Here is an 11745-nt window from a genome sequence, read left to right as displayed (position 1 = left end):
GGCGCAACGGATGGGGAGGCAGGAACGACGGTGGCGGAACGTAGCACGGCTGCCGTCGACGTGGCCGACAACAGCGGTGACGACCCGCTGACCGCGCAGGCGGACACGGCCGCGACCGACGGGGTGGCGGAAGAACGGAAGACGGCGGAGGAGCCCTCCGGGGCCCCCGAGCAGAAGGCGGTCGAACGGAAGAACGGCGAACAGCCCTCCCTCGCTCCACCCGAGTTGCACAGCGGTCACAAACTGGCCCGGCGCTACCGGTTGGAGGAGTGCGTCACCCGTCTGGACGGCTTCAGCAGCTGGCGCGCCGTCGACGAGAAGCTGCGGCGGGCCGTCGGTGTGCACCTGCTGCCGGCCGACCACCCGCGGGCCCGCTCCGTCCTGGCGGCCGCCCGCTCGGCGGCCCTCCTCGGCGACCCCCGGTTCGTCCAGGTCCTCGACGCGGTCGAGGAGAACGACCTCGTCTACGTGGTCCACGAGTGGCTTCCCGACGCCACCGAGCTGACCGCGCTCCTGGCGGACGGTCCGCTGCAGGCCCACGAGGCCTACCAGCTCGTCTCCCAGATCTCCCAGGCCATGGCCGCCGCCCACCGCGAGGGCCTGGCACATCTGCGTCTCACGCCGAGCGCCGTCCTGCGCAGCTCCACGGGCCAGTACCGCATCCGCGGCCTCGCCGTGAACGCCGCCCTGCGCGGCATCACCGCAGACCGCCCCCAGCGCACCGACACCGAGGCCATCGGCGCCCTCCTCTACGCGGCGCTCACCCAGCGCTGGCCGTACGAGAGCGACGCCTACGGCCTCTCCGGCCTGCCCAAGGGCGTCGGCCTGATCCCGCCGGACCAGGTCCGCGCCGGCGTCCACCGGGGGCTCTCCGAGATCGCCATGCGCGCCCTCGCCAACGACGGGGCCACCGCGTCCCGTCAGGAGCCGCCCTGCACCACGCCGGACGAGCTCGCCAAGGCCGTCGCCGCGATGCCCCGCGTCAAGCCGCCGGAGCCGGAGTTCCCCGCCCCCGCCGAGTACCAGCGCACCACGTACCAGCAGGGCACCTACGGACGCCCCCAGCCGCGTCCCGTGGTCACCCAGCCCGTCCCGGCCCCGCCGGCGCCGCTGGAGAGCCGCACGGGCAAGGCGCTGAAGTGGGCCGTCGGCGCCCTCCTCATCGCGGCCCTGGGCCTCGGCAGCTGGCAGATCGCCGACCGGCTCCTCAAGCCGGAGCCCAAGGACGAGACGCCGGTCGTCCAGCCCACGGCCGACGAGAAGCCCGCGCCGCCGAAGCCGGTCACGATCCAGTCGGCGGACGACTTCGACCCGCTCCCCGGGGGCAACGGCGAGGAGTACCCGGAGGCGGTGCAGAACGCCCACGACGGCGACCAGGGCACGGTCTGGCACACCAAGAACTACACGACCGCGCACTTCGGCAACCTGAAGACCGGCGTCGGGATCGTGCTCGACCTTGGCTCGGACCAGAAGGTCAGCGAGGTCGACCTGTCGTTCGTGGGGCACACCTCGGTCGAGATCCGCACGGCACCCGAGGGCGCCTCCTCGGCGCCGTCCACGGCCGACGGGTTCACCACCCAGGCGTCCGACGCCGGCGACGACGTGAAGCTGAAGCTCACCAAGCCGGCCACGACCCGCTACGTTCTGGTCTGGCTGACGGAGCTGCCGCTCACCGACGGCCAGTTCCGCGGCCAGCTGTCCGAAGTCAAGGTCATGGGCTGACGACCACAGGGGAGGGGGCTCACCGTTGGACCGTCCGATAGACGCCGCAGACGACCGGGAACTCCTGGCCCGTCATGTCGCCGGGGACCCGGACGCCTTCGGTGAGCTCGTACGGCGCCACCGCGACCGACTGTGGGCGGTGGCGCTCCGGACCCTGGGGGACCGCGAGGAGGCCGCCGACGCCGTCCAGGACGCCCTCCTCTCGGCCTTCCGGGCCGCCCACACCTTCCGGGGCCAGTCGGCCGTCACGACCTGGCTCCACCGCATCACCGTGAACGCCTGCCTGGACCGCCTCAGGAAGAGCGCCACCCGCAGGACCTCGCCCGTGGACGACACCGCCCGCTTCGAGCAGCTCCTCGAACCGCACGAGTCCGCCGAGGCCCCCGCCGAGCGCGAGGACCTCCACCGGCAGCTGCTCGCGGCGCTCGCCACGCTCGCCCCCGACCAGCGCGCCGCCCTCGTCCTCGTCGACATGCAGGGATACCCCGTCGCCGAGGCCGCACGTATCCTCGGCGTCCCCACCGGCACCGTGAAGAGCCGTTGTGCGCGCGGGCGGGCCCGGCTTCTGCCGATGCTCACTCATCTGCGCGCCGACACGGTGGGTAACGAGCCCCCCGAGGGGGGAAGGAACCGGACGCCGGGGGCATCCGTCCCACCGGTGTCGGGGCCGACGGAAACAGGACCGACTGATCCAACTGCTGTGAAGGGCGGAGGTGGGCGCGCGTGACCACGACCGACAAGGCCGACACAGCACAGCACCCGGACGTCTCGGAGATCTCCGACCTGACCGAGGGGCTGCTCTCCCCGAGCCGCTCCGCGACCGTCCGCAGGCATCTCGACGGCTGCGCGCTCTGTGCCGACGTCCGGAGTTCCCTGGAGGAGATCCGGGGGCTCCTGGGCACCCTTCCGGGCCCTCCGCGCATGCCCGCCGAGATCGCCGGCCGGATCGACGCCGCTCTCGCCGCCGAAGCGCTCCTCGACGCCACCGCCCCCGACGCACCCCGGCGTGTTTCACGTGAAACCCCAGCCGTGGAGAAGACGGCTGTTTCACGTGAAAAAGCCGCCCCGGCTCCCCAGCCCCGCCCCGCCGCAGGGCGTCCTCCGGCTCCCCGGGCCGCCACCGGCCCCGGGCGGGGACGCACCCGTCACCGCGGCCGGATCGCCGCCCTCGCAGGTCTCGCCGGGACCCTGGTCGCCGCCGTCTGTGCCGTCAGCCTCTATGCGCTCACGCAGAACGGCGCGGACAAGAGCGACCGCGCGGCCGACACCGCCGCGAGCGCCCCGCTGAGCGCCTTCTCCGGGGATTCGGTCGAGGATCGGGTCGAGAGCCTCCTCGGCGGCGACGGGCCCGCCGTACGGGCCCCGAGGGGAGAACGGCCCGAGTCGCTCTCGGCGGAGACGACGGAGAGCACAGGCGTCGCCCAGCGGAACACCGACGAGGCTCTTCCCGAGTGCGTCCGCGCGGGCACCGGGCGCCAGGACGCCGTCCTCGCGTCCGAGCGCGGCGAGTACGAAGGCACCTCCGCCTATCTCCTGGTGCTCCCCGACCCCGAGGACAGCAGCCGGGTGGAGGCGTATGTCGTCGACGCCTCCTGCACCGGGAACACCCCCGCGAAGCTGCTCAGGACCGCCTCCTACCCGAAGCCCTGAACCCTTCCCCGTCTCACCGTCCGTCTCACGCACGCGCCGCGCGGCGCTCTCGGGAATGCTCGCCCCTTAGGATCCGTTGGGTGGGGTGGAGAGACCGAGACACCGCCCCCGTAGGCAGTAGGCAGTCTGCAGAGACGAGGAAGAAACCCGTGAGCGACGTCCGTAACGTGATCATCATCGGCTCCGGGCCCGCGGGTTACACCGCCGCGCTGTACACCGCCCGGGCGTCGCTGAACCCGCTGGTCTTCGAAGGTGCCGTCACCGCCGGTGGCGCCCTGATGAACACCACCGAGGTCGAGAACTTCCCCGGCTTCCGTGACGGCATCATGGGCCCGGACCTCATGGACAACATGCGGGCGCAGGCCGAGCGCTTCGGCGCCGAGCTCGTTCCGGACGACGTCGTCGCCGTGGACCTCACCGGTGACATCAAGACCGTCACCGACACCGCCGGCACCGTGCACCGCGCCAAGGCCGTCATCGTCACCACCGGCTCGCAGCACCGCAAGCTCGGCCTGCCGAACGAGGACACTCTCTCCGGCCGCGGTGTCTCCTGGTGCGCCACCTGCGACGGCTTCTTCTTCAAGGACCAGGACATCGTCGTCGTCGGCGGCGGCGACACCGCGATGGAGGAGGCGACCTTCCTCTCGCGCTTCGCCCGCTCGGTCACCATCGTCCACCGCCGTGACACCCTGCGCGCCTCCAAGGCCATGCAGGAGCGCGCCTTCGCCGACCCGAAGATCTCCTTCGCCTGGAACAGCGAGGTGGCCGAGATCCACGGCGACCAGAAGCTCTCCGGTCTGACCCTGCGCGACACCCAGACGGGCGAGACCCGCGAGCTGGCCGCGACCGGTCTCTTCATCGCCGTGGGCCACGACCCGCGGACCGAGCTGTTCAAGGGCCAGCTGGACCTCGACGAGGAGGGCTACCTCAAGGTCGCCGCCCCGTCGACCCGCACCAACCTCACGGGCGTCTTCGGCGCCGGTGACGTCGTCGACCACACCTACCGTCAGGCCATCACGGCCGCCGGTACCGGCTGCTCCGCCGCGCTCGACGCCGAGCGCTTCCTGGCCGCTCTCGCCGACAGCGAGAAGCTGGCCGAGACCCCCGCGGTCTGACCCGAGCTCTCTTCACCTCACACCCCGCGAAGTTAAGGAGGCCGCCGTGGCCGGCGCCCTGAAGAACGTGACCGACGCTTCCTTCGAAGAGGACGTCCTCAAGAGCGACAAGCCCGTCCTGGTGGACTTCTGGGCTGCCTGGTGCGGCCCGTGCCGTCAGATCGCCCCGTCGCTGGAGGCCATCGCCGCCGAGCACGGCGAGATCGAGATCGTGAAGCTCAACATCGACGAGAACCCGGCCACGGCCGCGAAGTACGGCGTCATGTCCATCCCGACGCTCAACGTCTACCAGGGCGGCGAGGTCGTGAAGACCATCGTCGGCGCCAAGCCGAAGGCGGCCATCCTGCGCGACCTGGAGCCCTTCGTCGACGCGAAGTGACCCACCCTGTTTCACGTGAAACGGCCCGTCCCCTGAAGGGGCGGGCCGTTTTCGTTTCCCTCCACGGTTCCGGATTCACAGCGGTCGGAGCGCGGGCTCCTTCTGCACCGCGCCGAGCAGCCGGTCCAGCGCCATCTCGACGTCCTCCTTCCAGGAGAGCGTCGTCCGCAGCTCCAGCCGGAGCCGGGGGAAGGCAGGGTGCGGCCGTACGGTCTTGAAGCCGACCGCGAGCAGATGATCCGCCGGCAGCACACAGGCCGGCTCCTTCCAGCGGGCGTCCCCGAAGGCCTCGATGGCCTTGAAGCCCCGCCGGAGCACGTCCTTGGCGACCGTCTGCACCATCACCCGGCCCAGCCCCTGCCCCTGGTACTCCGGCATGATCCAGGCCGTCATCAGCTGGACGGCATCCGCCGCCACGGGGCTCGTGGGAAAGGCGGTCGAGCGCGGCACATAGGCCGGAGGCGCGTAGAGGACGTACCCGACCGGCACCTCGTCGACATAGACGACCCGGCCACAGGAGCCCCACTCCAGCAGGACGGCGGAGATCCACGCCTCCTTCTCCGCCTCCGCGCGGCCCGCCTTCACGGCCGCCTCGCCGCTCACCGGGTCGAGCTCCCAGAACACACAGGAACGACAGCGCTTCGGCAGGTGCGGAAGATTGTCCAGCGTGAGCGGTACGAGCCGACGCCCCACGGCTGCCCTCGCTTCCCTGGCCGTCGCACGGCCACCGAGCACGGATACGGCTCTCGGAATCGTAACCAGCGGGCCCGCACGGCGACACCGCACACAGACGAAGGGCGGGGAGCCTCCCGGTGGTACCCGGAACGCTCCCCGCCCTGTAGGGCCTGCGGGGGGGGCTTACTCCTCGCCCTGCTCCCACTCCTGGTCGGCCTTCAGCTGGTCCATGACCTTGTTCTCGCCGGGGGCCAGCGTCGTAAGGATCCGGTCGAGGTCCTCCACCGAGGCGAACTCGACGACGATCTTGCCCTTCTGCTGCCCCAGGTCGACCTTCACCCGGGTCTCGAAGCGGTCCGAGAGACGGGTCGCCAGATCGGAGAAGACCGGCGAGACCCGGGCACCCGCCCGCGGCTTCTTGGCCTTCACCACGGCGGGCTCCTCCAGCCCCATGAGCTTCACGATCTCCTCGACCGTGCGCACCGAGAGGCCCTCGGAGACGATCCTGAACGCCAGCTGGTCCTGGGCCTCCGGGTCCTCCACGCCGAGCAGGGCGCGGGCGTGACCGGCGGAGATCACTCCGGCGGCGACCCGGCGCTGGACCGGCGGGGAGAGCCGGAGCAGGCGCAGGGTGTTGGAGACCTGCGGGCGCGAGCGTCCGATGCGGTCGGCGAGCTGGTCGTGGGTGCAGCCGAAGTCCGTGAGCAGCTGCTCGTAGGCGGCGGCCTCCTCCAGCGGGTTCAGCTGGGCCCGGTGGAGGTTCTCCAGGAGCGCGTCCAGGAGCATCTTCTCGTCGTCGGTGGCCCGGACGATCGCGGGGATGGACTCCAGACCGGCCTCGCGGCAGGCGCGCCAGCGCCGTTCGCCCATGATCAGCTCATAGCCGTCGGCGTCGGCCGCGCGGACGACGACGGGCTGGAGCAGGCCGACCTCCTTGATGGAGGTGACGAGCTCGGCGAGGGCCTCGTCGTCGAAGACCGTACGCGGCTGCTGCTTGTTGGGCGTGATGGCGTCGAGCGGGATCTCGGTGAAGTACGCCCCGGCGACCAGCGCCGGCTCGGGCTCCACCGGTGCCGTCACCGGCTCGGGCTGCGGGGCACCCTGGGGGAACAGGCGGGCCGCGCCGCTCCCGGGGAGCGTGGAGACGGCGCCGGTCTCCGGCGCCTGCTGGTCCTGGGGGGTGCCGGCGAACAGCGCGCCCAGCCCCCGCGGGCCCAGTCCCCTACGTCGGTCGCTCACTGAAGTTCCTCCGCCATGCTGTGCTGGTTGTTCTGGTGCCCCACGCGGCCGTGCTGCTGGGGCTCGTAGTGGACCGAGACGCCGCGGAAGGCGATCTCGCGCGCCGCTTCGATGTACGACAGGGCTCCGCTGGAACCGGGGTCGTAGGTGATCACGGTCTGGCCGTAGCTGGGTGCCTCGGAGATGCGGACGGACCGCGGGATGCTGGTCCGGAGCACCTCCTTCCCGAAGTGGGTGCGGACCTCCTCGGCGACCTGCGACGCGAGCCGCGTGCGGCCGTCGTACATGGTCAGCAGGATCGTCGAGACGTGCAGCGTCGGGTTGAGGTGTCCGCGGACCAGGTCGACGTTCTTGAGGAGCTGGCCCAGCCCCTCCAGCGCGTAGTACTCGCACTGGATCGGGATGAGCACCTCGGCACCCGCCACCAGGGCGTTGACCGAGAGCAGTCCGAGGGAGGGCGGGCAGTCGATGAGGACGTAGTCCAGCGGCTGCTCGTAGGCCTGGATCGCCCGCTGGAGCCGGCTCTCGCGCGCCACCATGGACACCAGCTCGATCTCCGCACCGGCGAGATCGATCGTGGCCGGGGCGCAGAAGAGGCCCTCGACGTCCAGGACGGGCTGGACCACCTCGGAGAGCGGCCTGCTGTCGACGAGGACGTCGTAGATCGAGGGGACATCGGCGTGGTGGTCGATGCCCAGTGCCGTGGAGGCGTTGCCCTGCGGATCCAGGTCGACGACCAGGACGCGGGCGCCGTGCAGGGCCAGGGAGGCGGCCAGGTTGACGGTCGAGGTCGTCTTGCCCACGCCGCCCTTCTGGTTGGCCACCACCATGATGCGGGTCTGCTCGGGACGGGGCAGTCCCTCCCCGGCACGACCCAGTGCTTCTACGGCCAGCTGGGCAGCACGGCCAATGGGGGTGTCATCCACCGGGGGCAGCGTTTCACGTGAAACATCTTCCCCAGCCGATTCGGTTCGGGGACCGGGGACCGGATCGGTCATCGGTCCCGCGATGTTGGCGTCGGACCGCAAGGATTCACTCTCCTCGGCATCAAGCTCGCGATGGGAAGAGCCTGCCATGCCTTCGGGGTCCTGAACCAGCGAGGTCGGTGGATCTGTGGGTGAATCCACCTCTGTGGAAAACTCCGTAACCCTCGCGGGTGGCTTCACACGGGGTCTGCGGTCCCGGGGGGTGGCTGCGGCGCGCCCGCGGCTGATGATCCCCTGGAGCAGTGAGCGACGTTTCACGTGAAACACGATGCCCCTGCGCCCGTGCCGGGACCGTCCGACACTCCGTGAAAGCGGACGAAAGCGACGCTCAGCGGCGCCGGCGGGTCTTGCTGGTCCGCGCCGCCTTGGCCCGCTTGGCCGCGAAGCGGACACCGCCGGGGCTCTCGCCGACCTCGACCCGGACCACGGTGGACATCGGATCGACGATTCCCTCGCCCACCTGGAGGACCGAGGTCTCCACCACACCCAGCTTGGCGAGCGCGGCGCGTGCCCCGTCGAGCTCCTCCTGCGCGGTGTCGCCCTTCAGCAGCAGCATCTCGCCGTAGGGGCGGAGCAGGGGCACACCCCAGCCGGCGAGTCGGTCGAGGGGGGCCACGGCACGCGCGGTCACGACGTGCACCGGCGGGACCTTGCCGAGCATCTCCTCGGCGCGTCCGCGCACCACGGTCACGTGGTCGAGGCCGAGCAGCTCCACGACTTCCAGGAGGAAGTTGGTCCGCCGCAGGAGCGGCTCCAGGAGCGTGATCTTCAGATCGGGCCGGACCAGGGCCAGCGGGATGCCGGGCAGACCGGCGCCGGAGCCGACGTCGCAGACCGTGACGCCCTCGGGGACGACCTCGGAGAGGACGGCGCAGTTCAGCAGATGGCGCTCCCACAGTCGCGGGACCTCGCGCGGGCCGATGAGCCCACGCTTCACACCGGCGTCCGCGAGCAGCTCGGCGTACCGCACGGCCTCGGGGAAGTACTCGCCGAAGACCTTCCGTGCCTGCTCCGGCGCCTCGGGGAGCTCCGCTGCCTCCGTCACGGGGACCGTCCTTCCGTACCGCACGCGTACCGTGCGAGCGCACTGTGGTGGCTGAGTGGCTGAACTATCAGGCTGACAAAGATCGGCCCCGTCTGCGAACAGACGGGGCCGACGCGAGGAGAGAGGTCAGGCAGGGAGAACGACGACGAAGCGCTGCGGCTCCTCGCCCTCGGACTCGCTGCGCAGACCGGCGGCGGCGACCGCGTCGTGCACGACCTTGCGCTCGAACGGGGTCATCGGGTCCAGCTTGACCGGCTCGCCGGAGGCCTTGACCTCGTCCGCGGCCTTGGCGCCGATCTGGGCCAGCTCCGTGCGCTTCTGCGCCCGGAAGCCGGCGATGTCGAGCATCAGACGGCTGCGGTCACCGGTCTCCCGGTGCACCGCGAGGCGGGTCAGCTCCTGGAGCGCCTCCAGCACCTCGCCGTCGCGGCCCACGAGCTTCTGCAGGTCGCGGCTGCCGGAGTCGCTGATGATCGAGACCGCGGCCCGGTCCGCCTCGACGTCCATGTCGATGTCGCCATCGAGGTCGGCGATGTCGAGCAGACCCTCAAGGTAGTCGGCCGCGATCTCACCCTCCTGCTCAAGGCGGGTCAGGGTGTCGCCACCCTCGGCGGCGGCGGAGGTGGTGCCTTCCGTCACGGATGGACTCCTTCTAGCTACGTGGACGCTTCTACTTCTTGGAGGACGGGTGCTTGGGCCGCTGCTGGCCCTTGCGCTGGCGCGAGTTGCCCGAGGTGGCGCGGCTGCGGCCGCCACCCTGCGCGCCGCCCTTGGCGGGCGTCTCGGGCTTCTTCTCCAGCGAGGTCTTCGGCTCGGAGTCCTGGGCGGCCTCGCCCTCGGTCTCCTCGGCCGTCTCCTCGACGGTCTCGTCGCCCTTGGCCTGCTGGCCGCCGGACTGGCGCTGGGCCTTGGTCTGGCGCTTGGGCTGCTGGCGCTTGGGGGCGGCGGTGCCCTCGGCCTCGGCGACGGCGGCGTCGCTCTTCACCACGGTGCCGTCGGCCTGGGCGGCGAAGCCGGCCTTGGCGAGACCGCCGATGAAGCGGCGCTCGTTCTCGTTGCGGTCCGAGCCCTTGGCGACGATCGCCTTGACGACGGCCTTGTGGCGACGGCTGCGGATCTCACCGTGGTGCGTGACGCTCTTCAGCAGACGCTGGAGGTAGGAGTCCTGCGCCTTGCTGCCCGGGGTCGGGTTCTGGTTGATCACGTACATCTGCTGGCCCATGGTCCACACGTTGGTGGTCAGCCAGTAGACGAGGACACCGACGGGGAAGTTGATGCCCATGACGGCGAAGATCACCGGGAAGATGTACATGAGCATCTTCTGCTGCTGCATGTACGGGGTCTTCACCGAGAGGTCGACGTTCTTCATCATCAGCTGGCGCTGGGTGAAGAACTGCGAGGCCGACATCAGGACGATCATGATCGCGGTGACGATGCGGACGTCGGTCAGCGAGGCACCGAGGGCCGCGACGGCCTCGGGGGAGTCCATGAACTTCGAGGCGATCGGGGCACCGAAGATGTGCGCCTGACGGGCGCTGTCGACCAGTTCCTGGTTGAGGACACCGATCTCCTTGCCCGACGCGATGTTGGACAGCACGTGGTACAGGGCGAAGAAGAACGGCGACTGGGCGAGGATGGGAAGGCACGAGGAGAGCGGGTTGGTGCCCGTCTCCTTGTACAGCTTCATCATCTCTTCGGACTGACGCTGCTTGTCGCTCTTGTAGCGCTCCTGGATCGCCTTCATCTTCGGCTGGAGCGCCTGCATGTTCCGGGTCGCCTTGATCTGCTTCACGAAGAGCGGGATCAGGCAGATCCGGATCAGCACCACGAGGGACACGATCGACAGGCCCCAGGCCCAGCCCGTGTCGGGGCCGAAGATGGCTCCGTACAGCTTGTGGAACTGGACGATGACCCAGGAAACGGGCCAGGTGATGAAGCTGAACAGACTGGCAATCGTGTCCACTAATCAGGCTCCTTGAGCATTGGGCGAGGTCTCTGCGGCCGGGCTCGTCTCGGCGGAGATCCCGCCCTTGTCGCCGCGCAGCGCGTTCCTGAGCATCTCGTGCCAGCGCGGACGCTTCCGCGGGGGGACATGGTCCACTCCGCCGGGCGACCAGGGATTGCACCGCAGGATGCGCCAGGCGGTCAGGGCGATGCCCTTGATCGCGCCATGCCGGTCTATGGCCGTGAATCCGTAGTGGGAACACGACGGGTAGTACCGGCAGACGTCGCCCAGAAGCGGGCTGATCGTCCACTGGTACAGCTTGATGAGGGCGAGGAACGGGTACTTCATCGCGTACCCCCTCCCAGCAGCCGCTGGAGGGCGGCGTCCAGGTCGCGGGCCAGGTGGGCGTGGTCGGCGTCACCGGCTCCGGGCAACGCCCGTACGACCACCAGGCTACCGGGGGGCAGCGCGGAGAGCCGGTCGCGGACGAGGTGGCGCAGACGACGCTTCACCTGGTTGCGGACGACCGCACCGCCCACGGCCTTGCTCACGACGAAACCCGCACGCGTCGGGGGAGCGCTCTCCCCAGGCGCGTGCGGGTCCGTTGCACCGCTTCGTAGGTGGACGACGAGGAGTGGGCGACCGGCCCGGCGTCCTCGACGTACCGCGGTTGCGAAGTCCTCGCGCCGCCTCAGCCGATTCTCGGTAGGCAGCACGTCATGACCTGTTTAGGTGGATCAGGCGGACAGGCTCGCGCGACCCTTGGCACGGCGGTTCGCCAGGATGGCGCGGCCGGCACGGGTACGCATGCGCAGGCGGAAGCCGTGGGTCTTCGCGCGACGACGGTTGTTCGGCTGGAAGGTGCGCTTGCTCACTCGGGGGCTCCAGAAATGATTCGGGTGGTGGCGGGACATCGCCTGGCTGTCACCGTGCGCCCACGAGTAGCTCGCATACGCTCGAGTGCACCGCTACGCGACCACACTAGGTGA

Annotated in this window: 14 protein-coding genes; 5 read left to right on the top strand and 9 right to left on the bottom strand. The window is 70.4% G+C overall.

Features of this window, described 5'->3' with window-relative positions:
- Positions 1-30: 30 nt before the first annotated feature.
- From ABZ621_RS14520 to trxA, 5 genes are all read left to right on the top strand, one after another.
- Positions 31-1722, top strand: coding sequence for a protein kinase family protein (locus tag ABZ621_RS14520; protein ID WP_360604226.1), 1692 nt, complete (start codon positions 31-33; stop codon positions 1720-1722).
- A gap of 25 nt (positions 1723-1747) precedes the next feature.
- A complete protein-coding gene (gene sigM, locus ABZ621_RS14515) occupies positions 1748-2449 on the top strand; it encodes an RNA polymerase sigma factor SigM (protein ID WP_360604224.1) in 702 nt (233 codons plus the stop codon).
- The gene (locus ABZ621_RS14510) at positions 2446-3372 is read left to right on the top strand and encodes a hypothetical protein (RefSeq protein ID WP_360604222.1); all 927 of its coding nucleotides are present in this window, start codon (positions 2446-2448) and stop codon (positions 3370-3372) included. The genes sigM and ABZ621_RS14510 overlap by 4 nt, the downstream gene beginning before the upstream one ends.
- A 149-nt stretch (positions 3373-3521) precedes the next feature.
- On the top strand, positions 3522-4487 hold the full coding sequence (trxB, locus tag ABZ621_RS14505) for a thioredoxin-disulfide reductase (protein WP_360604220.1): 966 nt from the start codon (positions 3522-3524) through the stop codon (positions 4485-4487).
- Positions 4488-4533: 46 nt separating this feature from the next.
- The gene (trxA, locus tag ABZ621_RS14500) at positions 4534-4866 is read left to right on the top strand and encodes a thioredoxin (protein ID WP_308436639.1); all 333 of its coding nucleotides are present in this window, start codon (positions 4534-4536) and stop codon (positions 4864-4866) included.
- Positions 4867-4941: 75 nt separating this feature from the next.
- Here trxA and ABZ621_RS14495 read toward each other — a convergent pair whose 3' ends face one another.
- The 9 genes from ABZ621_RS14495 to rpmH all read right to left on the bottom strand — a co-directional run bounded on the left by ABZ621_RS14495 (position 4942) and on the right by rpmH (position 11631).
- Positions 4942-5559, bottom strand: coding sequence for a GNAT family N-acetyltransferase (locus ABZ621_RS14495; protein WP_360604218.1), 618 nt, complete (start codon positions 5557-5559; stop codon positions 4942-4944).
- Positions 5560-5724: 165 nt separating this feature from the next.
- The gene (locus tag ABZ621_RS14490) at positions 5725-6780 is read right to left on the bottom strand and encodes a ParB/RepB/Spo0J family partition protein (protein ID WP_360604216.1); all 1056 of its coding nucleotides are present in this window, start codon (positions 6778-6780) and stop codon (positions 5725-5727) included.
- Positions 6777-7856 (bottom strand): ParA family protein, encoded by a 1080-nt coding sequence (locus ABZ621_RS14485; RefSeq protein ID WP_360604214.1) that lies wholly within the window; start codon positions 7854-7856, stop codon positions 6777-6779. Before ABZ621_RS14485 ends, ABZ621_RS14490 begins: the two co-directional genes overlap by 4 nt.
- A gap of 238 nt (positions 7857-8094) precedes the next feature.
- Entirely contained in the window at positions 8095-8811 is a 717-nt protein-coding gene (rsmG, locus tag ABZ621_RS14480; RefSeq protein WP_360604212.1) for a 16S rRNA (guanine(527)-N(7))-methyltransferase RsmG, read from the bottom strand.
- A gap of 126 nt (positions 8812-8937) precedes the next feature.
- Positions 8938-9450 carry a R3H domain-containing nucleic acid-binding protein gene (locus tag ABZ621_RS14475; protein ID WP_360604210.1) on the bottom strand — a complete coding sequence of 171 codons (513 nt, stop codon included), beginning with the start codon at positions 9448-9450 and terminating at the stop codon, positions 8938-8940.
- Positions 9451-9481: 31 nt separating this feature from the next.
- Positions 9482-10774: a membrane protein insertase YidC gene (yidC, locus tag ABZ621_RS14470; RefSeq protein WP_360604208.1), complete on the bottom strand. Its 1293-nt coding sequence runs from the start codon at positions 10772-10774 to the stop codon at positions 9482-9484.
- 3 nt (positions 10775-10777) lie between these two features.
- Positions 10778-11104, bottom strand: coding sequence for a membrane protein insertion efficiency factor YidD (gene yidD / locus ABZ621_RS14465; protein WP_030493766.1), 327 nt, complete (start codon positions 11102-11104; stop codon positions 10778-10780).
- Positions 11101-11472 (bottom strand): ribonuclease P protein component, encoded by a 372-nt coding sequence (rnpA, locus tag ABZ621_RS14460; RefSeq protein WP_043222725.1) that lies wholly within the window; start codon positions 11470-11472, stop codon positions 11101-11103. The genes yidD and rnpA overlap by 4 nt, the downstream gene beginning before the upstream one ends.
- Before the next feature lie 21 nt (positions 11473-11493).
- The gene (rpmH, locus tag ABZ621_RS14455) at positions 11494-11631 is read right to left on the bottom strand and encodes a 50S ribosomal protein L34 (protein ID WP_015659252.1); all 138 of its coding nucleotides are present in this window, start codon (positions 11629-11631) and stop codon (positions 11494-11496) included.
- Between the last annotated feature and the right edge of the window lie 114 nt (positions 11632-11745).

Source organism: Streptomyces sp. NPDC007863 (assembly GCF_040633895.1).
Taxonomy (GTDB): domain Bacteria; phylum Actinomycetota; class Actinomycetes; order Streptomycetales; family Streptomycetaceae; genus Streptomyces.
Note: the sequence above shows the minus strand (reverse complement) of the source record. Positions and strands in the feature narration are given on the sequence as shown.

What these genes read in the sequence shown, in the direction of transcription:
- ABZ621_RS14485 (WP_360604214.1), bottom strand. Translation starts at nt 7,856, where the DNA reads ATGGCAGGCTCTTCCCATCGCGAGCTTGATGCCGAGGAGAGTGAATCC.
- yidD (WP_030493766.1), bottom strand. Translation starts at nt 11,104, where the DNA reads ATGAAGTACCCGTTCCTCGCCCTCATCAAGCTGTACCAGTGGACGATC.